Here is a 21,991-nt window from a genome sequence, read left to right as displayed (position 1 = left end):
ACCCGCAGGCCGCGCCGACGAGAAGCTCCCCACCGCATACACCGTGCCACCCACAACCACCTGGTCCCACACCACACCATCAACCTGCACCGTCGGCAACGCATCCGCCGACACCGTGGCAGGCAGTCCGTCGGCACCCACCCCGGGCACCTCCGGATCCGCCCCGTCCTGAGGGTCCTCCTGCAGATCCTGCGCCGGGCCCCCCTCACCTGCCTGAGCCCCGTCCTCCTGGTCCTGCGGTGCCCCGGGAACAGGCCACGCACCCGGACCTGCATCCTGTGCAGGCGCCGCGTAAGTGGGTACAGCGGGTATGATGCAGGAGAGAAGCAGCGCCATCAGCACCACCATCAGCGCAGTAGCAGCGGTCGCAGACAAGGCCCGGGGTGAGGGGGTAGGGGGCACGGCTTCTCCGATCATGCTCGAGGAGGCGGGAAAGACCTGGAACAGGTCGGCACGCCGACAGGCCCTCCCCCAGCGCCTTGCGGCAGAGGGCCAGAGCGCGCCCGGGAACATTCTGAAACGTCAGCCTGTGACACAGGACCCGGCGTTCGGCCCGTACAGGATGGCAGGAGCACCCGGGGGATAGCAAACATGCTGACGGCTCTCCACAGCAGGGACACCAGGGCCGGAGATCTCGGTCCGCGGAGACCACCACGCCATCGGTAGGCTGACCGGGTCCTCGCCCTCGCCCGCCCGTGAAAGGCCACCGTGACCACGACATCCCACGCGCCCTCCCACCCCTGCGCCCACCGGAGCCACCGCGCAGCCGATCCGAACCGACTTCGTATCGCCATGCTGGGGACGCGCGGCGTCCCGGCGCGCTACGGCGGCTTCGAGACCGCCGTTGAGGAGGTTGGCGCACGCCTGGCAGAGCGAGGGCACCAGGTCCTCGTCTACTGTCGCAACCCCGAGCCCTCCACACCTCTGCCTCCGCTCTACCTGGGGATGCGCCTGGTTGAGCTCCCGGCCGTCAGAAGCCGCAGCCTGGAGACGCTGAGCCATACGGCCCTGTCAGCTGTCCACCTGCTACGACGCACCCGTCCGGACGCGGCCTTCGTCTTCAACTCCGCCAACGCCCCCTTCCTGCCGGCGCTACGAGCCGCCCGTGTCCCCGTGGCCACCCATGTCGACGGCCTGGAGTGGCAGCGAGGTAAGTGGGGCACCGCAGGCAGGCGCTACTACCGGGCTGCCGAGGCTGCTGCTGTCCGCTTCTCGGACGCCCTCATCGCTGATGCCCAGGGCATCGCCGACTACTACGCCCAGGAGTTCGCGGCACCCACCGACCTCATCTCCTACGGCGCCCCCGTGGTCAGGACGGACACCTCCCGCCTGGCGGAGCTCGGCCTGTCCCCCGGCTCCTTCCACCTGGTTGTCGCCCGCTTCGAGGTAGAGAACCATGTCGACCTCATTGTGGAGGGCTACGTGCGCTCTGCCGCCAGGCTGCCGCTCGTAGTCGTAGGCTCCGCCCCCTACGCCGATGCCTATACCGCCCGGATCAGGTCCCTGGCGGACTCACGGGTCCGCCTGCTGGGTAGCGTCTGGGACCAGGAACTGCTCGACGCCCTCTACTGCGGCGCACTGCTCTACCTCCACGGGCACTCCGTGGGCGGCACCAATCCCTCGCTGCTACGGGCTATCGGCGCCGCAGCGGCCGTAGACGCCTTCGACGTCGGCTTCAACCGGGAGGTCCTGGGAGACACCGGCCGTTACTGGCGCAGTCCCGAGGACGTCAGTGCTCTGGTTGCCTCCGCCGAGTCCGATCCCGGCGCCCAGGCTGATCGCGGTCAGGCCGCCCAGCGCCGCGCCCGCCTCTACGACTGGGACCATGTCGCCACCCTCTACGAGTCCCTGGCCCGCCGCCTGGCGGTGGGCGGCCCCGTGGCCAGGCGCCCCTCGGGTCGACGCACCGGAAGGACAAGCCTGTGAGCACGATCCTGGTCGCCCACCCCTCTCCGGACCTGTACGGCTCTGACCTCCAGCTTGTCGAGACAGTCCGTGGCCTCCTCGGTGCCGGGCACACGGTCAAGGTGGCTCTTCCCACCGACGGCCCTCTGCGCCCTGTCCTGCGCGCAGCCGGGGCACAGGTCGCCGTCACGCCCTTCACGGTGCTTCGCAAGGCCCTGCTCACGGCAGGGGGACTGACCTCGCTGGGACTTCACGCCGCGGGCGAGACCAGCCGCCTTCGCCGACTGGCACGCGCCAGCGGAGCCGACCTGGTCCTGACCAACACGGTGACGCTCCCGTGGTGGCCGCTGGCCGGACGTGCCGCAGGCCTACCGGTCCTGGCCCACGTCCACGAGGCGGAGAGCACCCAGCACCGGCTCATCCGCTCCGGTCTCAACGCCCCGCTCCTCGCGGCCTCCAGGATCGTGGTCAACTCCTCAGCGGCCCAGGAGACGCTCCTGTCGGTCCTGCCCCGGCTGGCCTCCCGGACCACCGTGGTGCACAACGGCGTGGCGGGCCCGCCCTCGCCCCCGGCACCGCTGCGTCGTCGCGGAGCCGACTCACCACTCCACGTTGTCATGGTGGGGCGGCTGTCTCCCCGCAAGGGCGTGGACGTGGTCCTAGAGGCGGTGGCCCTGCTGCGTCGCGGCAGCATGGACGCCTCCCTGACCGTGTGCGGTTCCGTCTTTCCCGGGTACGAGTGGTACGAGGAGGAACTGCGTCGGCGGGCTGCGCAGCAGGACCTGGCCGGGCACGTCCGCTTTCTCGGCTACGTCCACCCCACGTGGCCAGTGCTGGAGACGGCCGACGTAGTGGCCGTCCCCTCCCGGGCGGAGCCCTTTGGCAACACGGCGGTGGAGGCCATGCACGCGGGACGGCCGCTGGTGGCCTCCCGGGTACAGGGCCTGGCAGAGGTCGTCACTGACGGCGAGACCGGCCTCCTGGTCCCGCCCGAGGAACCGGCTGCGCTGGCTCAGGCCCTGGGCGACCTAGCGGCCCACCCCGGCAAGGCCGCCCGGCTGGCACAGCAAGCTGTCCAGGACGCCGCAGCACGCTTCTCTGTCGAGGGCTACCGCGCCACCATGGTCGACATCGTCGCCGAGACCCTGGCCGACAGGGATGCTCCCGCGTAGTTTGTCAGGCGATAGCCTGGCAGCCAGAGAAACGGGGTATCAGTCGAGTGAGACGCTCCCAATGTCGTGGTGGTACGGGTTACGGTGGGGTTCATGCAACCCACCGGGTAAGGACGCCGGTGGTCCCGGCGGCCCGGGGACGGGACCGTAACGCCCAGGTACCGGCGGGGCCGTCTCCGTCGGCAGGAACCCCGCCCTGTCGGCACGGGTGGAGGCCCGGACTCCGACCACGGTGGCACGGCTTCGGCCCTCGGCTACCGACGTGCTCGCCCCGGGCAGGCCCGACGGACAGAGGACGCTGGCACGGAAGACCGTGGCCGTAGCGCCCACCAGCCCGGCACTCCAGGGCGCCCGGTACCAGGACCCCGGTAAAGGCGTTCTTCCACACCACCCCCACCAGCAGGTGCGCAGACAGCAGGCTCTCGCAGAAGTCCCCCACCCGCGCACCTAGATCGCCGTCTGGGAGTCCGCTCTCCGTGCGGGCCTCAGCGGGTCCACCGCACCTCCCAGGCTCAGGTCCACCTGTCCTTCCAGGGGCTGTCCGGGGCGCTCGAAGGGGACCAGGCCGTCGCACAGGAGCACCGCCATCTCGACAAAACTGGAGTGCGCGGCCCCGACAAGGTGCTGTGCGCTGGCGAGCAGGTAGAGGTCCGCCACCGCGGAGCGCACACCCTGGGTCGTGTTGTAGCCGCCCTTTCCCTCCAGGGCCAGGCACCCGTCGAACTCCTCCATGAGCCTGTCCTGCCCCTCCCTGGTGTCACAGGACAGGAAGAAGGCCGCCTCCGGGTGCTCGGATCGGATCTGGTGCATCCGCTGCACGAACCACTCCAAGGGCGAGGAGCACAGGGTACGGGTGTGAGACACGCGGTGAGTACGTACCTGGACCCCGACGTAGGGACGTCCCCGAAGGTGGGTGTCGTAAAAGGAACGCACCACCTCAGCCACAGGATCGACCGGCGTGAGCTCGCGCAGGTAGTACCCCCAGGGCCGTGGGACGGAAGCACCGCCCCATCCGGCCGCGCGGGCCGCGTCATCTGCCTGACCCTGCCAGCCGGGATCCTCCCACGTCACCGGCAGGCCGTGGGACCGGATCTGCCACAGGTGCTCGCGTCGTAGTTCGGGTCCCAGAAGGACGTCTGAAGGCGGCCGGAACGGGGCGCGGACAGCCAGCACCGCTGAGACCAGGCGAGGAACCCTCCGCCCTGCCCTGAACACCCACAGGTCCTCCATACGTGGTCCGAAGGACTTCCCGGTGCTCCACACGTAGTACAGGTCGCGCTCTTCTGCCTCAGCCAGGGCCTGGGCCGACAACAGGGCACGGACACGGTTGCCCAGCCCGTCAAGGCGGCCGGTGCGGACCAGAAGCGCCTGGCGACCAGTCAAAAGCGGCATAGTACCTCCTGGCTCCCTGCCTGCCGGGGCGAGAGCAGCCCCTGTGCCGAGTACGCCCGGTGCACTCGGTGCACCCAGCGGGAGCGGCCCCGCCCGGGCGCGCAGTCCAGGTTCTCCCGCATGAAGTCACTCACCCGATGTCACCCACCGGCTACAGCCGTCTCATTTCAAGGTACCACTTGGGCAGGGCCAGAAGGACGTAGGCGCCATACCCCACAAGCATCAGGCCGTAGACCCAGACAAAGACCACGGGTGTGAACCGGGTCGCCAGGACCAGGCACAAGAGCCCGTAGTCAGTAGGTACTGACAGCACAGACTTGAGCATGCCAGCTCGTCCCTCATCGCGGGCCAGAGGCGTCCCCCCGTGGTAGCGCAGCTGGTAGGTGAGGATGTAGCTGAAGAAGTGGACGTTTTGGACCGCCCCGAAAGCTAGGGGCACGAGCAGCAGCGTGTCGGGCAGCCCGGAGAACCGGTAGAGGCCTACCGCAACCGCTCCGTGGATAGTCGCAAGCTTGACCGCGTCAGCGACGTGGTCAAGCCACTCACCCGCCTTGGAGCCCCCGTGGCGCAGGCGGGCCAGCTGGCCGTCTGCGGAGTCCAGGGCGTAGCCGAGCATGAGCAGCAGGGAGGTGGCCACTGCCGCCACCACTGTGGGCCGCCACAGGGCGATCAGCAGTATCCCTGCGGCCGTACACAGGCCGGACAGACAGGTAACCTGGTCCGGCGTCATTCCCAGACGGTGGGCGATAGCCGCCAGGACTCGCCCGACTGGGCGGTTGACAAGCCGGGAGTACAGGGGTGCCCCCGCTCTGGACTTCTGCGCAGCAGACAGAGCGCGAATATTGTCAGCGACGCTCGTCGTGGTCATGGTGGCTCTCCTCGGATGGTGACACTACAGGCTGGTCCCCGACAGGGTCAGGAACAGCACCGGGCTCCTTGGGATCATGCTCACCCACGTCATCACCCGCAGCCCTGGAGGCGCCTACGACGTGGGGGCCGTCCAAGGCACCGTCGGAGCCGGACCAGCCTGCCCGTCGACGGCGAAGGTCGCGACGCACCCACCAGGCGTAGGGAAGGATCTGGCACAGGACCACCGAGACGAGGGAGCCGACGATAGGACCTGCCGCACCCATCGGTGTGATGAGCAGCCAGGACAGGGCAAGGTTGACAGGGACAAGCACCAGGACCGGCCCTACCTGGAACTGGAGGCCCCGAGGGTCAGTCATGTACATGCCCAGGGGCTGCTTGGCCGCCTCGACGGCGACATAGAGGACATAGGCACCCACAAGCACCACCGGCAGCGCGATCTCGCCGTCCGACAGGACCCGGGCGGCCCAGGGGGTAGCGCCGGCCAGCAGCAGGGCGGCCAGCAGGCCCGCCCCTGCGAAGGCGGCCGCGGGCCTGAAGGGGCTCTCGGTGCGCCGGTCCGCTCGTGCCCTGGCGAACAGCGGCCACATAGCCACACCAGTGACCATGACCGTCTGGGTCAAGAGGTTGAACAAGGTCGCAGCCAGGTTGTACTGGGCCAGGGCGTCAGGAGCCCCCAGGTGGGACAGGAGGAGGCGGTCGGTCTGGAAGGCGAGCGGGATCACCAGGGACTGCACCAGCTGAGGCCCCGCCGTACCGCGGATGCTGACACCCCTGACGCTGCGCACACGGGGCACGTCACGCACCGCCTCGCGCAGCAGCGGACTGGTAGCACGCCAGGCCACGACGACGCAGATGACCGAGACCAGGACGTTGGCGAGGTAGGAGTAGACCGACACCGCGTTGCCTGCTCCGGTACGAGTCACCACCGCCGCCAGCAGCATACAGGTCATGGCAGGCGATACCACGCCCTGGCTGATGACCTGGGTCGCCGAGCGGCCCAGGCCGATGACGACACGCTGCCCCACGGACAGCGGAAGGGCCGCCGCGTAGACCAGGAGGCAGAGGGTCGCCGTCCTACCGCCTCCCTCCATGAGCCGCGCCCCCAGGAGGGAAGGCCACAGCCCCAGGAGACCGACAACCACGCCCGCTGTGGCAATCACCAGGGCCGAGCACAGCAGGACCCGGATCGCGGTGGTGATGGTACGTCGTACCAGCGAGTCCCGGGCAGGGTCCGCCGAGCCCGCCACGGCGTTGAGGATCACCGCCCCGATCCCCAGGTCAGTGAAGGGCATGAGGTTGGGGAACGTAGCCAGCAGACCGTACTGGGCATAGGCATCGGTACCAAAGTGCCCGATGATGAGACGGGTGTTGACCAGACCGAACAGTCCCGAGACACCCATCACTACCACCTTGGCCACAGCAGTGCGGCCGACGGAGGACCAGGTGCCGCGCCCCGCAGGACGCCCGCCCCGCGAAGGCACACCCCGGTCAGCAGCCGCCTCCCGCCCGCCCGGCCCCGCAGCTGCGACGGCGCCAGGGAACCTCATCCTCATGCTCCTCAGCTCATCCTCCTCGGCTCGTAGTCACTGGCGCAGCACGCTCCGTCCCGGGCGGCCGACCACCGGGTAGATGATTGCCCAGCCGAGGCTCTGACGCGAGCCGAGATCTCCACGCGGACCTTCCGCCCACAGGCCGACAAGATCCGGGATAAAGATCAGCCTAAGGGCATTTTCTTTATCAACCCGTGATTTTCTCAACGTGATGCCGCGGCGCTTGGAGGGCGCACGCAAAACGGCTCAGTCTCAGCGTTCCGAAGGATCCTGAACACTTCCTGAGCACTCCCTCCCCGCATGGTGCAAACGGGGCTGCCGTTGCGGAGCCGAGACTTCGTGTAGCATTTTAATATCCGACAATCTTGAGAACGCCGCTGCGATCTTTGCCACTTGCCACATAATCCGCCACAGATATCAGTAGCATTCATGAAATCACGGGGACGACAGGCTCCCCAGCCGACCCGCCTCTGCCCCTACACAGACCCTCACGGAGCCCGCCTTGACCACCTCCTCCTTGACGCTGCCGCTGCCGGAGCAGCGCCAGCCACCCTCGTCGGGGCATGACACCGCCGCCATTCCTGCGCCGCGCAGCCCCTGGGCCCGCGTACGCGCGGACCTGATGACCTGGCTAGTCCTCAACGACCTGTTTGCCGTCGCCCTGCCCGCCTGGGTCGTCGCGGGTGTCCGACGCCCCGAGGCAGCACTAGCCGTCGCCCTGACCGGGCTGCTCATGATCGTCACCGCCTGGCTCCTAGGCGCCCTGGGGATGGACACGATCGAGCAGGGCAGCCCGTCAACGGGCCACCTCTTCACAGCAGGGCTGGCAACTGTCCCTGCAGCCGCCCTCCTGGCAGGCATGCCGGTCGCGGAACTGCTGGCGGGCACCTCCTCGACCGCGACTCCCACCGAGACAGCCGTGTTCATGGGACTCGCGGTCCAGGTTATCCTGGCCATGGCCGGGCGTCAGGTCGAGTCCGCGTGGCTGCGCCGACGCCGCCTGGAGGGCTACGGCCTGCGCCGTACCCTCGTCATCATGGGCCCCGGGGCACAGCCGATGCTCACCCACCTGCGCAGGCACCCGATGGACGGGTTCCTCATCGTGGGCTACCTGTCCTCCGGCCAGGAGGCCTCGGCACACTCAGCGACACCGGTCCGCAGCGCCCAGCACATCGCCTCGGTGGTCCGGGCCGAGCAGATCGACGTGGTCATGACGGTCGGATCGGTCCTGCCTGAGGACCTGGTCACGGTCATGCGCGGCCTGGAGTCCACCCAGACCCGCCTCATCGTGGCCCCCGGCCTGCAGGACGTCGTCCCGGGGCGCATGAGCAGCCTGTCCATCACCAACGGCTGGACCGGAGTCATCGCCGTGAGGACGCGTCGTACACGCGCGCTGGGCAAGTCGCTGTTCGACCGGCTGGTGGGCTCCCTGCTGCTTCTGGCAGCCTCGCCCCTGCTGCTGGTGACCGCCCTCGCCGTACGCCTGGACTCCGCCGGCCCGGCGTTCTACGCCCAGGAGCGCGTGGGCCGGGAGGGCGTCCCCTTCACCATGTGGAAGTTCCGCTCCATGTACTCCGACGCCGACCAGCGTCGCGACTTCGTGGTCAGCACAGGCGGTGACGCAGGCAACGAGGTCATGTTCAAGGACAGGCAGGACCCGCGTATCACCCGTGTGGGACGGACTATTCGGCGCCTGTCTATCGACGAGCTGCCCCAGCTGCTCAACGTGGTGCGCGGTGAGATGAGCCTGGTGGGACCCCGTCCCGCACTCCCCCACGAGGTCGAGCAGTACGATGCTGAGGCGCGCCGACGGCTCCTGGTCAAGCCTGGCATGACCGGGCTGTGGCAGGTCTCCGGGCGCTCTGACCTGTCCTGGGCCTCCACCGTGGCACTGGACAGGCACTACGTCGACAACCGTGGCGGGGCGCTGGACGCGAGGATCCTCGCTGGCACGCTGCGCGCCGTCATCGGCGGGAAGGGAGCCTACTGATGCGCGTGGGATACGTCCCCGGCGGGTTCGACATGCTGCACGTGGGGCACCTCAACATCCTGAAGGAGGCTGCCCAGCGCTGCGACCGCCTCATCGCGGGCGTGGCCACCGACGAGTCGCTGGAACGGATGAAGGGACGGCCTCCCATCGTGCCCCTGACGGAACGGATGGCCATGGTCGCCGCGATGCGCATGGTCGACGCCGTGGTCGCCGACTACGACCAGGACAAGCGCCTAGCCTGGCACCGCACCCCCTTCACCATCCTGTTCAAGGGGACGGACTGGCAGGGCACGGACAAGGGCCTACGCCTTGAGGAGGAGATGGCGGAGGTCGGCGCCCGCGTCGTCTACCTGCCCTACACCCCCACCACCTCCTCAACGATGCTGCGGCGCACTCTGCTCCAGGAGGTCGCCTCCCACAGCCACCAAGGGGTTCAGTGAGCTCAGCAGACCCGGTTCCCGACCCCGTTCCCCCTGCCCCCGAGAGCCCCGGCCCCGCCACCAGCGACCTCACGGCCCGCAGCAGCCGCAGGGCAGCGGGCAGTCCCCGAGCCCGGCTCGGACGGCTGGGGCCGCACCTGCCCACCCCCCGCCGCCTACCCGGACCGCGTCGTCTCCGTGGCCTCCCTGGCACAACCCGACGGCTGGCCCACTGGCTCCTGGCGCGCCAGCGGCTGTCCGCCCTGACAGCGCTGCTGTGCCTCACCGTCCTGGTCGCGGCTGCCTGGCTGCACGAGGGCCTAGCCCAGGCAGACCTGCGCCTGCACGACGGAGGAGTCTGGGTGACCTCCGCCTCCGATCACCTGGTAGCCCGCCTCAACTACCCGTCACGGGAGGTGGACGGGGCGATCCGCACCACCTCAGCCTCCTTCGATGTCACCCAGGACGCCGCAGACGTCCTGGTACCCAATACCGCCGACAGCTCAGTCGCCGCCGTGGACGTGGCCCAGGTCACTCTCTCTGAGCACACCCAGCTCTCCCAGTCGGACGCCGTCCTCCAGGGAGGCGACCGGGTGGTCGCCGTCAACAGTGCCGAGGGCACCATCCGGGCCACCACGGTTGACGCGGTCGGGTCCCTGGCGGCAGTGTCCCCGCTCATCAGCAGCATGCCTGCCGTCACCGCAGTCGCGGGCCAGGACGGGTCGATCCACGCGGTCTCGGCCACGACCGGTTCCCTGGTCTCCCTGCCGGCCACCGCCGACGGCTGGGAGACGGCTGCCGCCACCTCCCTCTCCCTCACCCCCGGGACCGACCTGGCGGTCACGGCGGTCGGGGACCAGCCCGTGGTCCTGGAAAGGGGCACCGGCGTCCTCCACCTGCCCGAGGCAGGCACCACGGACCTGGGCCAGCCCGGACTGACCCTGCAGCAGGCCGGGCCGTCGGCGGACTCGGTCCTGGTCGCCTCCCGGACCGCCCTGATCTCCGTGCCCCTAGACGGGGGCGAGGTGACCGAGATACCTGCCAGCTCCAGTTCCTCCGACCAGGACAGCGAGGACGCCCCGGCCGGCACGCCGCCAGAGGGCGTCGCCGCCCAGCCGGTACGCCTGGGACGCTGCGTCTACGCCGCCTGGTCCGGGTCAGGCCAGTTCGTCCGGGAGTGCTCAGGGATCACCGGCGGAAACGAGACCCTCCACGATGAGTCCCTGGCCACGTCCTCCGCCCCGGTGTTCCGGGTCAACCGCGACGCCATCGTGCTCAACGACCTGGAGACCGGCACCGTGTGGCTTCCGGACGAGGAACTGGTCCTGCTTGACGACTGGACCGACGTCACGGCCCAGACCGACGACTCCTCCGACGTCCAGGACGACTCCGCCGACACCTCCGAGGCCCAGTCCCCCCCGGAACGCACCGAGGAGAACCACGCGCCCGAGGCCAGTGACGACACCTTCGGGGCCAGACCCGGGCGCTCCACGCTGCTACCTGTCCTCGCCAACGACTCCGACCCTGACGGAGACGTCCTCACCGCTACGCCGCTGGACGCCGGGGGGACCGTCACAGCCGCACCCGCCCAGGGCGGGCTCGCCCTGACCATCGAGGTACCCTCCGATGCCACCGGCACCTACTCCGTCCCCTACACGGCTGACGACGGGCGGGGAATGAGCGACTCCGCCGTGGCTACGGTGGAGGTCCACGGGCCAGAGGTCAACGAGGCACCCGAGCAGACCACCGTCCCTAGCCTGACCGTCACGGAAGGAGCCGCTGGCTCCCTGGGCGTCCTGGGCAGCTGGATCGACCCCGACGGGGACGACCTCTACCTTGTCTCCGCCCACGGCGAGGGCCTGGACGTCAGGGCCTCCAGCGAGGGCACCGTCACCGTGAGGGAGATGGGCGTCGGCGCGGGGACCAGGGAGATGACCGTCGTGGTCTCCGACGGCCAGGAGACCAGCACCGGGACCGTGTCCGTGGACGTCAGGACCACAGAGACGACCCCTCCTGTGACCAGTGCCGACCACGTGCGTGTCGTAGCCGGCTCGCGGGTCGTGGTCTCCCCGCTGGACAATGACACCTCCCCCTCCGGCACGCCGCTGCACCTGGCCGACGTCCAGGACGCGCCGACCGGTACCGAGGTCTCGGTGGACCAGCAGGCAGGCGTGTTTACCTTCGCCACCGACTCCTCCCAGACCTCCGACCAGGACCAGACCCTCTACCTGACCTACGACGTCATGGACGGGGCAGGCACCTCCCAGGGAATCGTACGCATCGACGTCGTAGCCCGGGCCGAGGCGACCGTGCCCCCGCAGGTGGAGGACGACACCGCGCTCCTGGCTGACTCAGGCACGACAACCCTCGACCCGCTGTCCAACGACTTTGACCCCTCCGGAGGCATCCTGGTGCTGCAGTCCGTGAGCGCCCCTGCCGACTCCGGAGTCACGGTCACAGTCGTGGAGCACTCCCTGCTGCAGTTCTCCGCTGCGGGTCCGGTTCCTCCCAGTACGTCTGTGGAGTACACCGTCACCAACGGGACGGCCACCACTACCGGGACCGTCTCAGTCATTCCCGTCGCCTCAACCGACCCACAGCCTCCTGTGGTCGGGGATGACACCGCGGTCGTGCGCGCCGGAGACGTGGTCAGCATCCCTGTCTTGGACAACGACTCCTCGCCCTCAGGTCTGGCCCTGTCCGTCTCCTCCGAGCTCGGCCTGGCAGGGCAGGACCTGGGAACAGCCTGGGTCAGTCAGGACACGGTGCGCTTCCGTGCTGACGAGCAGGCGGGGCGGACCACTCTGTCCTACACGACAACCGACGCCCACGGCCAGGCGACCCCGGGCGCCGTCACCATTGAGGTCCGCCCCCGTGACGACGACACGAACTCAGCTCCCTCGCCACGAGGACTGGAGGCCCGTACGGTCTCCACGTCCCCGGCAGCCGTCACCGTTCCCCTGGACGGCATCGACCCCGACGGTGACTCCGTGAGCCTGGTCGGCCTGGACCAGGCGCCGTCCCTGGGAACGGTGGACGTGTCCTCCACGTGGCTGACCTACACCCCCCTGGAGGACGCGACCGGGACGGACACCTTCACCTACGTCGTCGAGGACCGCCTCGGCGCCCAGGCCACAGCCACGGTCCGCGTCGGGGTCGCTGCTGCCACCGAGACCAACACCGCCCCTGTCGCTACTGACGACCTGGTTATCGCCCAGCCCGGGAGGACTGTGGCCGTCGACGTCCTGTCCAACGACCTGGACGCTGACGGTGACGTCCTCTCCCTGGAGGGAACCCCCACCCCCTCCGACCCTGCTCTCGGGGTGTCCACCCGTGGCGGTCGGCTCGTCGCCGACCTGCCTCAGGAGGAGGCGATCTACTCTGTCACCTACACGGTGTCCGACGGTCGGGGTGGCCTGGACACGGGCACCGTCACGGTCCAGGTCTCCCCGCAGGCGCCTCTGGCCAGCCCGGTGGGGGTTGACGACTACGTCACCGTCGACCAGGTGGACGCCCAGGGAGTGGTCACCGTCCCGGTGCTCGACAACGACCTCGACGCCGACGGCTCTCCCTGGGACCTGACCCTGAGCACTGACGAGCCTGACGTCCAGGTCAGCGAGGACTCAATCACCCTGACCGTAGGCGAGGAGCCTCGACTGGTGCTCTACACCGTCACCGACGCCGACGGGCTCACCGGCAACGCGGTCGTCGTGGTGCCGTCACGCTCCGCCCTGCGCCCCCGCCTGGACGCCGCCTCGGTGCCAGTCCACGTCCCGGCCGGCACACCTACCGACATACCCCTGTCCTCCCACGTCCTGACACGCGCAGGCACCTCCGCAGTGGTTACTGACCCCTCCACGGTCCACACCGGCGCCGGGACCCAGGAGGCGACCCTGGTAGACAACGGCAGCGTGCTGCGACTCACCCCGGACGACGGCTTCACCGGTCGAACCTCGGTCACCCTGACCGTCGCCGACGGAACCAGCCCCGAGGCACTGAGCGCGACCCTCACCCTGCCGGTCACCGTGGACGCCACGAGCAACACCCCTCCCGTGCTCACCCCGACGGAGGTCACCGCGGCCCCCGGCGAGGAGCCGGTGGCCGTGGACCTCACGAGCATGACGACGGACCCCGACGAGACGGACACACTTAGCTTCTCCGTGGGCAGCGCGCCCCCGGGCTTCGAGGCGTCGCTGAGCGGCTCCGTCCTGTCAGTCAGCGCTCTGGCCGGGACAGCCGAGGGTACGGCAGGCAGCGTGGAGGTCACCGTCTCCGACGGCGTCAACGACCCTGTGACCAGCACGCTGCCCCTGCGTGTCGGGGGCTCGACACGCCCTCTGATGACGACCGTGCCCGCCTCCCTCGACTCCGACGGCTCTCCCGTGAGCGTGGACGTCGCCACCTTGGTGACGAACCCGTTCCCGGACGAGCCCGTCACGCTCAGCGGCACCCCCCAGGTGGACTCGGGGCAGGGCAGCGTCTCCGTCTCCGGGACCACTGTGACCATCTCCCCGGCCACAGGCTTCCACGGCCGCCTGAGCGTCTCCTACCGTGTCACTGACGCCACTGGCTCCCCGGACCGTGAGGTAAGCGGGACCGTCCTCGTCACGGTAGCCGCCGCACCCGAGGCACCGACCGCGGTACGTGCCGAGGCCACCGGTGCCACCGCCATGACGGTGCACTGGTCCCCGGGCGCGGACAACGGCTCCCCGGTCACCGGCTACACGCTCACCGAGGTGGGTGGGGCCGGGCAGTGGAGCTGCTCGGGGTCCCCCTGCCAGGCCACCGGGCTGACACCGGGCAGGAGCTACTCCTTCCAGGTGGTGGCCACCAGCGCCGTCGGTGACTCCGCGCCCTCCTCGCCCTCGCCCCCGGAGGTCTTCAGCGTCGCTGCTGACGTCCCGGCCGCCCCCGTGCTGTCGGCGGGGCAGGGGGAGCTGACGGTGTCCTGGAGCGCCGTGGCGCCGATCGAGGGGGCCACCATGAGCTACGAGGTGCGCCTGAGCGACGGTACTACCCACACCACACAGGCAACGTCCCTAACCCTGCGGGCGCCGTCAGTCTCGGCGGGCACCGCCTACACGGCGACGGTGCGCGCCGTCCCCTCCACGGGCGAGCCCTCGGCCTACTCCAGCCCCTCTGCTTCAGCCACGCCCTACGGCGCCCCGGGCGCCCCAGGGACGCCCCAGGTCAGGGCCAGCGGCAGCTCACTGACAGTCTCATGGAGCCCCGCAGCCGCCAACGGCAGTCCCGTGCGCTACACCGTCCGGTACTCCGGTCCTGACGGCAGCGGCAGCAAGGACGTCGGCTCCTCGACCTCCTACACCGTGAACGCCACCTCGGGCACCTGGTCCTTCACCGTCGTGGCCAGCAACGACGCGGGATCCACCGCCTCCTCGTCCACCGAGTACACCCACAGGACCGAGCCCCTGGCTCCCTCCGCCCCCTCCGCGCAGGCCACCGGCTCCAACGGCCGGATTCAGGTCAGCGCCTCGGCACGCGCCGGCAACGGCTGGGGGGCCTCCGACCTGACCGTCCAGTACTCGGTCGACCAGGTCACCTGGACCTCCAGCACCACCATCTCAGGCCTGACAGACGGACGCGGCTACACCGTCTACGCCAGGGTCGTCAGCAGCGACCAGCGGACCTCCTCAGTGGTCTCCGGGGCCTCTGTAACCCCGTACGGCCCGCCCGGTAGGCCCGCCATCAGCTGCTCCCCGGGCCGCAGCGACCAGGTGGAGTGCACCTGGAGCGCAGGTGCCTCCGGCGGCCTGCCCAACACCTACCAGCGCAGGTGGCGGGCCGACGATGACGACGACTGGGAGGGTCCGGTCTCCCTGGGATCGGGCGAGCGCTTCAGCTTCGCCGCTGACGACGACGACGCGCAGGCCTGCGTACGCGCCCGCAACAGCGCGGGCCAGTACTCGGACTGGGCCTGCGACGAGGTAGACATGTAGGACGCGTGCTGTGCCGTGACCTAGCAGCAGGCAGCCCCACGGCCCGGGCCTGCCTGCTGCCGCCCCGCCCGTCCCTGCCCGAGGAAAGCCTGCAGGAAGTCATGAGGAGGACTGTCTATGCCCCTGAGTCAGGAGAACGCGACCTGGTTCGCCGAGGCCTTCTCCACGATCGTCAGCAACGTCGGGCAGGCCCTCCTCGGCAAGGAGGAGGTCATACGCCTGGCGCTGACGGCCATGCTCGCTGAGGGGCACCTCCTGCTGGAGGACGCCCCCGGAACCGGTAAGACAGCACTGGCACGCGCCCTGGCGGCCTCCGTGCAGGGCACGAGCTCGCGTATCCAGTTCACCCCGGACCTGCTGCCCAGCGACATCACCGGCGTGACGGTCTTTGACCAGGCCAACAGCTCCTGGCAGTTCCACCCCGGCCCTGTCTTCTCCTCGATCGTCCTGGCCGACGAGATCAACCGGGCCAGTCCCAAGACCCAGTCCGCGCTGCTGGAGGTCATGGAGGAGTCCACGGTGACCGTGGACGGCACCCGCCATGAGGTCGGACGGCCCTTTATGGTGATCGCCACCCAGAACCCCGTGGAGCAGGCAGGCACCTACCGGCTGCCCGAGGCCCAGTTGGACCGCTTCCTGCTCAAGACCTCCGTCGGCTACCCGGCCCGGGAGGCACTGACCCAGATTCTGGCAGGCTCAGCCAGACCTGACCGCTCCCGGGACCTGGCACCGGTCGTGGCCTCCTCCGTCGTGGCCTCCATGGCGGACCTAGCGGCAGCCAACCACGTGGAGGGGTCAGTCCTGGACTACATCAGCGCCCTGGTCGAGGCCACGCGCCAGGCTGAGGAGACCCGTATGGGCGTGTCCACCCGAGGCGCCATCAGCATGACGCGTGCAGCACGGGTGTGGGCGGCAGCCCAGGGCCGCACCTTCGTCCTGCCCGACGACGTCAAGGACCTGGCCCACGTCGTGTGGGACCACCGCCTGGTCATGGACCCCGACGCGGAGTTCACTGGCGCCACCGCTGCGGGAGTCCTCACCTCGGTGCTGTCGTCAGTGCCCGCACCCACGCGACGCTCGTGACAGCGGCCCCCTCTCCCGGACCCGGCAGCCCTGCTGGCACCACACCCTCCTCCGTCCCGACCAGTAGGCCCCAGGACCCCAGACCGCGCCTGCCTGTCACGTCTGTCCTGAGGACACCGGCCCGTCACCTCTCCAGACTCCTGGGTGTCCTCAGCCCAGTCGGCTGGGCGTGCCTGGCAGTGCTGGCCTGCTGCCTTCTTCTAGGAGCCCACCCGGGCTGGCAGGAGGCCTGGGGGGCCGCAGCCGTCCTGGGCGCAGTCGTCCTGAGCGCCGGGCTGTGGCTGCTCCCCCGCGGGAGCCACAGCGTCACACACTCCTTGCTGGACCCCTATGTCACGGTCGACGACTATGCCCTCGTGCGCGTGACCGTGACCAGCACACGCTCCCGCCCTCTCCTGCCCACCCGTATGGAGATGCCCGTGGGCGCGGGCAGAGCCGTGTTCGTGGTCCCCGTCCTGCCTCCGGGAGGCAGCCACGACAGGGGATTCGTCCTTCCGACCCGGCGTCGTGGAGTCGTGGTCGTGGGACCGGTGGTATCGGTGGCCCGCGACCCGGTGGGCCTGCTCCACCTGGAGCGCACCCGCACCACAGCCCAGACGGTCCACATCCACCCTCGCACGCTGCGTCTGGGAGCGGTCCTGCACGGGACGCTGCGAGACATTGAGGGTGCGGTCACTCAGGACCTGTCCAGCTCCGACGTCTCCTTCCACGCTCTGCGCGACTACGTCGCCGGAGACGACCGGCGCCACGTCCACTGGCCTACCACGGCGAGGACCGGCCGCCTCATGGTGCGACAGTTCGAGGAGACCCGCAGGTCCAGCCTCCTGGTCCTGCTGTCAGTCCGGGCGCAGGACTACGCGGGCGAGGAGGACTTTGAGACGGCGGTGTCAGTGGCCTGCTCCCTGGCGGTCGACGGCCTCAGGGACGGCAGGCAGGTCCGTCTACTCACTCAGGACACCTCCCTGCCCACAGCCTCGCCGCTGCGGCTGCTGGACGCCTCCTGCCTCCTGGAGACGCACGAGGCGACGGGAACTTGTGACGACCTGGCCAGGCATGGCTACGCCACCTCCCCCGAAGCCTCTGTCGTGGTTCTAGTCACTGGTCAGGAGACCTCACGGGCCGTCCTGGCCGCAGCCCGCTCCCTGGTCCCTCCCTCGGTGTCCATGCTGGCGCTGCGCACCGGGCAGCGCCAGCTGTCCAGGCTGCACGCAGGAGACCTTCCAGTAGTGGACCTCGACCGGCTCGAGCAGCTCCCCACTGCGCTGAGGAAGGCGGCATGAGCCCGCTACTCGCCCCGCGTGACACGACGCGCGAGGAGGAGACGACGCCTTCCGCACGCAGGCTCCCCCTGCTACCGGCCCCCTCCTCCTCACGGCGACCTCTGCCCAACCGCCGCTTCCAGGACCTCCAGACAGGGCCCGAGCCCCCCGGGCGCGCGACAGCCGTGCTGGAGGTGCTGCTGGCCACCGCGCTCCTGGCAGTGGGTTCCCTTCCCTTCCTGCCCGTCTTCGGCGGGGCCTCGGGCTACCTGGCTGCCCTGTACGGACTCGGAGCAGGGACCGCCACCGTCCTGGCCTGCTCCGCCCTGCGACTCACGGCGCTGCCGACCATGGCAGCCCTGGCGGTCGTCCACGTCGTCGTGGCCCCGTGGCTGCTGCCCGACGTCGGCACCGGGCGCGAGGCGGTCCTCAACGTCGTGACGGCAAGCGTGACCGTGTGGCGAGACTCCCTGAGTCTGCCGCTGCCCCTGGGCTCCTTCACAGCAATGACCGTCCTGCCCTGGCTGACCTGTCTGAGCCTCTCCGGGCTGTCCACCCGTCTGCTCCTGTCCGGCCGCGACGTCCTCGCAGGACCGGTCGCCATGGTGGTACCGCTGGTCGCGATCGCCTGGGGCGGGCACTCCCCGGTCGCCCCCAGGCTGCTGGGTCCCGCCCTGGCAGCCGGGCTTCTCCTGCTGTGGTCAGCAGCCTCCCTGAGACGCCGCCGCCTGCGCGTGGAAGAGGCCCTCAGCGACACCACCGGCTCCGGCCGTCCCGACGGCGCCCCCTCCGCCCCGGCCCCCGTGGCCATGTCCAGGGCCACCCGCCGCGGGGCGGCCCTGGCGGTGACGACAACCGTGAGCGCCCTCAGCCTGGTCCTTGTCGTCAACCCCGTGGCCCCTACGGCACGGACGGTCCTGCGCGATGTCCTCGAACCTCCCCTGAGCCTCAGCGAGTACGCCACCCCCCTGTCCCTGGTGCGCAGCATCGAGACAGACCTGGCAGACACCGAGCTCCTGACCCTGTCAGGAGCCCCGGAGGGCGTCCGTGTGCGTATCGCCGCCCTCGACTCCTACGACGGCCTGGCAGCCCGTATCGGGGAGAGCCCTGGGGGAGCGTCACGCTTTCAGCGCGTGGGCGCTCGAACCTCCCTCAGCGGCTCGGCACCGACACCCTACCCGGCACCGACCTCCCCGGGAGGGACCCAGGAGGTCACCCTGTCAGTTCGGGGATACTCCTTCCCCTGGGTTCCCACGGTGTCAGCCACGGAGCAGATCGAGGTCTCCGGCCCCCGCCAGGCTGAGCTCAGCGAGAGCCTGTACTACGACGCCTTCTCCGCCACCGGGGTGCTCACGGCCGGATTGGTCGAGGGCGACGTCCTGGCCGAGACGGTCCGCCCCTACGCCCCGCCATCCGAGAGCCAGATGAGCACGGACTCCCTGGCGCAGGTCTCCCTGGGACCGGTGGAGCAGGTCCCCTCCTCGGTCGTGGCGCTCGCGGCGGAGATCGTCGGCACCGCGTCCGACCCGCTGACCCAGGTGCGCGCCCTCCAGCAGCGACTGCGCACCAGCTACTACTCTGACGGATCCCAGAGCCCCTCCTCCCCCGGGCACGGCGCGGCACGGATCGCCTCCATGGTGGAGGCGGAGTCCCTGGTAGGTGACGACGAGCAGTACTCCGTCCTCATGATGCTCCTGTGCCGGTCCCTGGGAATTCCTGCCCGGGTCGTCATGGGATTCAACCCGTCCACGGACGGGGACGCCACGACGGTCACCGGGGCCGACATCAGCGCCTGGGTCGAGGTCCCCTTCGAGTCCCTGGGCTGGGTCGCCGTCGACGTCACCCCCGACCGCGACCAGGTCCCCCAGCAGCAGACGACGCAGAAGGTCTCCAACCCTGAGCCCCAGGTCCTCCAGCCCCCGCTGCCGGAGGAGGACCCCGCCGAGCTTCCCCCGTCCTACGAGGACCCTGACAACGACGGCTCGGAGGAGGAGCAGGACCCAGGACTGCCACGGGGTCTCCTCCTCGCGGCTGCCTCTGTCCTGGGGCTGGTAGCAGCGGCGGGAGCCGTCCTGGGATGGAAGGTCCTACGTCGGCTCAGACGCCGACGCCGGAGCGGCGTGGGCTCGGCCCTGGGCTCCTGGGAAGAGCTGGTGGACCGGGCGCGCGACCTGGGGAGCGCTCCTTCCTGGGGCGCGACCCGCCGGGAGACGGCCTACGAGCTCGACCCCCACTTTCCCCAGGCTGACCTGCCGACATTCGCCAACGCCGTGGACACCCAGGTGTTCGGCCCAGGCGATCCGACGTCGTACGCTCTAGGGGAGCTGTGGAGCTCCTGCGACGCGATCATCCGTGCTATGGGTGCGGACCGCTCGCGGCTGGGCAGGCTCCAGGCTCGGCTGTCCCTGCGGTCGCTCGTGCACCCGGCCGGACGGACTCCTCGTCGACGTCCCCTCAGGAGGTACCGATCATGACGACGAGCTCTCTGCCTTCCCGAGGTAGCCCGGACGACCCGCCCCTGCTGGCGCGCCCTGCCCCTGCGCGCGCACGTCTGGCGGCTGGAGCCATCGACGTGGCTGTCGACCTCAGCGCCGTGGTCCTGCTCAGCGTCCTGCTCCACCTGGCCGCGGGAAGGTCGCTTCCACTCAGCAGTATAGTGGCACTCGTCATAGTCATTGCGGCGCGCGGTCTTCTGCTAGCCCGTACCGGCTGGTCCCTGGGAGGCCGGGTCATGAGGGTACGTCTGGTTGACGCCAGGACCATGGCCCCCTCGCCCCTGGGCGTGTTCATTTACACCGACCTGACGGTCGTGGTCACCGCCGCGACCCTGGGTCTTGGCGTGATATTTCTCATTCGCTCAGTGAACGAGGACCCACAGCACCGTGGCTGGCACGACCGCATCTCAGGCCTGACAGCACTGTCCGTGCCCCGTACCCAAGCACAGCCAGCACCCGCGGATACCGACCAGCACACTGGCCACAGCGTGACGCCCCAGGCGGGCAGCGTGACGCCCCAGGCGGGCACAGAGCCGGGAGAACTAGCGGGGCAGGGAGCACCGTCGGAGGCAGCCTCCGACCGCCCCCTCTACCAGGCGCCCACACACCCGGGGGCGTCAGCCACTGCCAGGGCTGCCGCGTCCCCACCCAGCACGCTCACGACCACCCCCCCATCTGCGGGCCGTCTCAGCCCCCCGCGCGCCCGTCGGAGGCTGCGGCGGCTGGCACCGTTAGAGACCACCCCCTCCAGGGCTCTATCGGACGCACCCGCCAGCACAGGCGCGCCCACTGCGAACGACGTACCATCTTCGCCGATGGAAGAACCACCGCACAGGGCACAGTCCCGGTCGAACCAGTCACCAACCGCCTCAGCCACCAGCTCTCACAGTCCTTCTGCCGACCCCGGCGTAGAGCCGGCCAGCGGGGTGCACGCCGCGTACCAGCCGCGGAGGGAACCCAGCTTCCCCACGGGAGACCCTAGAGACCAAGCCACCCATGCCGCACAGCTCTCTAGCACCTCGGACACGACCAGGGCCGTGCCCGCCGACGGGCGCACGGCCCAGGCACTCATCGACTCAGTCCCCTGGTCCTCGGTCCCAACCGTGCTCGACTCCACCACGATGGACAGCCTTCCCGACACGGTCCGCACCGCTATCGCGGAGAGCCCGGCCGCCCCGGAGCACTCCTCCTCGGGGACCTCAGCGGGCTCAGCGATCAACCTTCTCGACCCCCAGGGAGTCCCGTCCCCCGCCGGTGCCGCGCCAGCCGCGCCCGTCTCCAGCGGGCAGTCCCCTGCCCCGGCTTCCCGGACGACGCAACAGCCCGTCGCACCTCCCACCATTGAGGTACCAGAACTGCGGGCCGCGCACCCGCCCGCGCCCGTCTCAGGCACCGCCTCGACGCCGCCCCAGGCCGCGCCCGGGGCGCCAGCCACGACCTCGCACGGCACACGTCACCACGGATCACTCAGCCCCTCACTGTCAGTACGCCTCGTCCCGCAGCTAGGTGGCGAGCCACTTGTCGTCGAGGAACCGACCGTCATCGGCCGTGACCCCGACAATATCTCTTCCTACCCCGGCGCAGAGCGCATCGCGCTGACGGACCCCACACGGTCGGTCTCCAAGACGCACGCCGCGATCTTTCCCCTGCTGGACGGTGTGTGGGTGACTGATCTGCATTCCACCAACGGCACCAAGGTGGAACGCAGGGACGGGTCCACCGTCCAGGCAGTTCCCGACGTAGCCCTGGCTGCGCACGAGGGAGAGACCGTGTTCTTCGGGCGCATCGGCTTCCGCGTCGAAGTCGCCAGCTAGACCGGCGCACAACACCGCGGAGCAGCGGAAGAGCAGCAGAGGCGTCGTAGGACAGCACAAGGCCCTGTTGTCGTCCTACGACGTC

The 21,991-nt window shown here is 69.9% G+C and carries 12 protein-coding genes and 1 pseudogene; 9 read left to right on the top strand and 4 right to left on the bottom strand.

Annotated elements, in window-relative coordinates; all coding sequences use genetic code 11:
* A pseudogene (locus D4740_RS13055) lies at positions 1 to 402 on the bottom strand (hypothetical protein); the annotation flags it as partial.
* A 390-nt stretch (positions 403 to 792) separates the two neighbouring features.
* On the opposite strand from D4740_RS13055, the gene D4740_RS12360 reads away from it, so the two are divergent.
* Both D4740_RS12360 and D4740_RS12355 read left to right on the top strand, forming a co-directional pair.
* Complete coding sequence (locus tag D4740_RS12360) at positions 793 to 1,926, top strand: DUF1972 domain-containing protein (RefSeq protein WP_119837179.1); 1,134 nt, start codon at positions 793 to 795, stop codon at positions 1,924 to 1,926.
* Positions 1,923 to 3,077, top strand: a complete 1,155-nt coding sequence (locus D4740_RS12355; RefSeq protein WP_119837178.1) for a glycosyltransferase family 4 protein — start codon at positions 1,923 to 1,925, stop codon at positions 3,075 to 3,077. Before D4740_RS12360 ends, D4740_RS12355 begins: the two co-directional genes overlap by 4 nt.
* Positions 3,078 to 3,524: 447 nt before the next feature.
* On the opposite strand, the gene D4740_RS12350 is transcribed toward D4740_RS12355, so the two are convergent.
* The 3 genes from D4740_RS12350 to D4740_RS12340 all read right to left on the bottom strand — a co-directional run bounded on the left by D4740_RS12350 (position 3,525) and on the right by D4740_RS12340 (position 6,886).
* Positions 3,525 to 4,469 (bottom strand): hypothetical protein, encoded by a 945-nt coding sequence (locus D4740_RS12350; protein ID WP_119837177.1) that lies wholly within the window; start codon positions 4,467 to 4,469, stop codon positions 3,525 to 3,527.
* A gap of 151 nt (positions 4,470 to 4,620) precedes the next feature.
* A complete protein-coding gene (locus D4740_RS12345) occupies positions 4,621 to 5,337 on the bottom strand; it encodes a CDP-alcohol phosphatidyltransferase family protein (protein ID WP_119837176.1) in 717 nt (238 codons plus the stop codon).
* Entirely contained in the window at positions 5,315 to 6,886 is a 1,572-nt protein-coding gene (locus D4740_RS12340) for an oligosaccharide flippase family protein (protein ID WP_243106744.1), read from the bottom strand. The genes D4740_RS12345 and D4740_RS12340 overlap by 23 nt, the downstream gene beginning before the upstream one ends.
* Before the next feature lie 505 nt (positions 6,887 to 7,391).
* On the opposite strand from D4740_RS12340, the gene D4740_RS12335 reads away from it, so the two are divergent.
* The 7 genes from D4740_RS12335 (at position 7,392) to D4740_RS12305 (ending at position 21,906) form a co-directional block, all read left to right on the top strand.
* The gene (locus D4740_RS12335) at positions 7,392 to 8,879 is read left to right on the top strand and encodes a sugar transferase (RefSeq protein WP_119837175.1); all 1,488 of its coding nucleotides are present in this window, start codon (positions 7,392 to 7,394) and stop codon (positions 8,877 to 8,879) included.
* Positions 8,879 to 9,319 (top strand): adenylyltransferase/cytidyltransferase family protein, encoded by a 441-nt coding sequence (locus D4740_RS12330; protein WP_119837174.1) that lies wholly within the window; start codon positions 8,879 to 8,881, stop codon positions 9,317 to 9,319. The genes D4740_RS12335 and D4740_RS12330 overlap by 1 nt, the downstream gene beginning before the upstream one ends.
* On the top strand, positions 9,316 to 15,255 hold the full coding sequence (locus D4740_RS12325) for an Ig-like domain-containing protein (protein WP_119837173.1): 5,940 nt from the start codon (positions 9,316 to 9,318) through the stop codon (positions 15,253 to 15,255). Before D4740_RS12330 ends, D4740_RS12325 begins: the two co-directional genes overlap by 4 nt.
* A 117-nt stretch (positions 15,256 to 15,372) precedes the next feature.
* Entirely contained in the window at positions 15,373 to 16,338 is a 966-nt protein-coding gene (locus D4740_RS12320; RefSeq protein ID WP_119837172.1) for a MoxR family ATPase, read from the top strand.
* The gene (locus tag D4740_RS12315) at positions 16,335 to 17,618 is read left to right on the top strand and encodes a DUF58 domain-containing protein (RefSeq protein ID WP_119837171.1); all 1,284 of its coding nucleotides are present in this window, start codon (positions 16,335 to 16,337) and stop codon (positions 17,616 to 17,618) included. Before D4740_RS12320 ends, D4740_RS12315 begins: the two co-directional genes overlap by 4 nt.
* Positions 17,615 to 20,071, top strand: coding sequence for a transglutaminase domain-containing protein (locus D4740_RS12310; protein WP_119837170.1), 2,457 nt, complete (start codon positions 17,615 to 17,617; stop codon positions 20,069 to 20,071). Before D4740_RS12315 ends, D4740_RS12310 begins: the two co-directional genes overlap by 4 nt.
* Complete coding sequence (locus tag D4740_RS12305) at positions 20,068 to 21,906, top strand: RDD family protein (protein ID WP_119837169.1); 1,839 nt, start codon at positions 20,068 to 20,070, stop codon at positions 21,904 to 21,906. Before D4740_RS12310 ends, D4740_RS12305 begins: the two co-directional genes overlap by 4 nt.
* Positions 21,907 to 21,991 lie beyond the last annotated feature (85 nt).

Source organism: Actinomyces sp. 2119, from assembly GCF_003591215.1.
GTDB classification, from domain to species: domain Bacteria; phylum Actinomycetota; class Actinomycetes; order Actinomycetales; family Actinomycetaceae; genus Actinomyces; species Actinomyces lilanjuaniae.
The sequence above is the reverse complement of the archived record's forward strand: the minus strand, read 5'-3'. Positions and strand labels throughout refer to the sequence as shown.

Excerpts from the sequence above, each read along its gene's own strand:
- D4740_RS12360 (WP_119837179.1), top strand. The coding sequence starts at position 793 with ATGCTGGGGACGCGCGGCGTCCCGGCGCGCTACGGCGGCTTCGAGACC.
- D4740_RS12350 (WP_119837177.1), bottom strand. The coding sequence starts at position 4,469 with ATGCCGCTTTTGACTGGTCGCCAGGCGCTTCTGGTCCGCACCGGCCGC.
- D4740_RS12345 (WP_119837176.1), bottom strand. The coding sequence starts at position 5,337 with ATGACCACGACGAGCGTCGCTGACAATATTCGCGCTCTGTCTGCTGCG.
- D4740_RS12340 (WP_243106744.1), bottom strand. The coding sequence starts at position 6,886 with ATGAGGTTCCCTGGCGCCGTCGCAGCTGCGGGGCCGGGCGGGCGGGAG.
- D4740_RS12330 (WP_119837174.1), top strand. The coding sequence starts at position 8,879 with ATGCGCGTGGGATACGTCCCCGGCGGGTTCGACATGCTGCACGTGGGG.
- D4740_RS12320 (WP_119837172.1), top strand. The coding sequence starts at position 15,373 with ATGCCCCTGAGTCAGGAGAACGCGACCTGGTTCGCCGAGGCCTTCTCC.
- D4740_RS12310 (WP_119837170.1), top strand. The coding sequence starts at position 17,615 with ATGAGCCCGCTACTCGCCCCGCGTGACACGACGCGCGAGGAGGAGACG.
- D4740_RS12305 (WP_119837169.1), top strand. The coding sequence starts at position 20,068 with ATGACGACGAGCTCTCTGCCTTCCCGAGGTAGCCCGGACGACCCGCCC.